The 1,906-nt window shown below is 42.5% G+C and carries 3 protein-coding genes; 1 reads left to right on the plus strand and 2 read right to left on the minus strand.

Annotated features, from left to right (window positions below; translation table 11 throughout):
* A partial coding sequence (locus tag AB4653_RS25695; protein ID WP_372105642.1) for an alcohol dehydrogenase catalytic domain-containing protein occupies window positions 1-300 on the minus strand: 300 nt, incomplete at its 3' end.
* Window positions 301-506: 206 nt separating this feature from the next.
* On the opposite strand from AB4653_RS25695, the gene AB4653_RS25700 reads away from it, so the two are divergent.
* Window positions 507-1,439: a LysR family transcriptional regulator gene (locus AB4653_RS25700; protein ID WP_102257571.1), complete on the plus strand. Its 933-nt coding sequence runs from the start codon at window positions 507-509 to the stop codon at window positions 1,437-1,439.
* Between the two features lie 144 nt (window positions 1,440-1,583).
* Here the strand turns inward: AB4653_RS25700 and AB4653_RS25705 are convergent.
* The coding region (locus tag AB4653_RS25705) for a hypothetical protein (protein WP_372105643.1) at window positions 1,584-1,906 on the minus strand (323 nt) is incomplete at its 5' end.

Below are 1,906 nucleotides of genomic sequence, written 5' to 3' on the forward strand. Positions count from 1 at the left end.
GTCACCAGCGTAGTAAACACGGTCACCTAATTCAAAACCTTCAACGTCTGTACCTTTACCGACAACTTCACCGACTGCGTCATAGCCCAGCACTTTAGGTTGTTCGAGTGTTTTATCCTTAGCACTACGAATACGAATTTTTGCGTCAGCAGGGTTGATAGAAGTCGCGCTCACTTTTACCAGCAAGTCATTATTTTTTAGTTCTGGCAGACTCGTTTCAAACTCAAATAAACTGTCTTGCTCTGTAATCGCAAATGACTGAGTAAATCCAATAGCTTTCATTTTTGATGGTACTGACATTGTGCTTTCTCCTTGAATTAGACGAGTTAATCTTAGTCAATTCTCACTCTAGATAAACCGTCTAACATTTGAATGATTTTCAAATATATTTTGATAATTAAGCGTATAAAGTTAGCTTAGAAGAGGTAAATAAGGGTTAACCCGCTTTGTGATTAGCAAAGATTTCAATACAATGTTTAGAACATTATCAAACACAGGTAGATAAGATGCTTCTTGAAGACTTACAGGTCATTTTGAAAGTGGCGGAGTTTCGCAGCATCACCGCAGCAGCCACCAACCTAGACATGCGTACTGCTACCGCGAGTGCTGCCGTCAAACGAGTTGAAGCCGCACTAGGCGCTGAACTGTTTGTAAGAACCACTCGCCATTTAAGGCTCTCTTCAGCAGGCGAACGCTATTTACCTGAGTGTGAACAGGCCTTGAAAATATTAGAGCAAGCCAAGCTCAGCATGCGCGAAGAGCTTGGTATTCTCGATGGAGAAATCCGCATTGCGCTTTCATCGGATCTAGGCCGCAACCTCATCACACCTTGGTTAGATGAGTTCTTGCTTGAATACCCTAAAGCATCACTTAGAACGAGCATCAGTGACAGTAATATCGATTTTTACCGTGACTCCGTTGATATGGCGCTTCGCTATGGCTCCCCTACTGACGCCAATATGTATGGTTTCAAGATCTGCGATGTGCCGAGAATATTGTGTGCGGCTCCTGAATATTTGGCTGAAATGGGAACACCAAAACACCCGAGTGACTTAGCTCAACATAATGGTTTGCTTTATCAGCTGCATGATATGTTGCAAGACGAATGGGTGTTTAACGATGGTAAGCAGGATCACAAAGTGAAGCTGAAAGGGAATCGTGCATCGAACGATGCTGACCTTGTTAGACGTTGGTGTGTTGCCGGTAAAGGCGTGGCGATAAAGTCTTGTTTAGATATGTCGAAGCATTTGCTTTCGGGCGAAGTGGTTAAAGTTATGCCTGAATTAAAACCAACACCAACCGAGTTGTGGTTAGTCTGCCCTAGTCGTCAATCCATCACACCAACGGTTCGCTTATTAAGAGATTTATTCCGCGAGAAAACCGCAGAGATCCTTTCTCAATTGGGAGACCAAGGTATTCTAGAAAATAAAGCATCATAGGATCTAATGCTGCTTAGAGATAAGACGCAGAGATACAAAAAAGGCGTTAGTGAACTTTGAAGCCACTAACGCCTTTCTTCATTTGAACATCACCCTGTATTAATGGATGTATCTACATTAATACTAATACTTAAATGCGAGTACTTAGTTTGACTCTTCTTCTACATCACAATCAGCACAGCACTGAAGAGCAATTTCATGTTCGAAGGTGATTGTATCTTGGCCTTCTTCTAGAAGTTCTGCAATTTCATCCGCGACTTCTTGCTCATCATCAGCTTCAATTCCGCTCGCTAACTCTTCTTCTGAATAACCGAAGAAATTCAGTAATAGATACTCGCGAGCTTCGTCTTTGGTACAAACCACATTTGCTGAAAGATCAGGCGTAACTTCACCTTCCGCAAGTGTCTTTGTCACTTGCTCTAGAGCAGTATCTTTCATCGCAGGCGTTAACCAACCAAGATCAGTAC

Source organism: Vibrio sp. 10N.222.48.A3, assembly GCF_041475345.1.
In the GTDB taxonomy this organism is placed as follows: domain Bacteria; phylum Pseudomonadota; class Gammaproteobacteria; order Enterobacterales; family Vibrionaceae; genus Vibrio; species Vibrio tasmaniensis_A.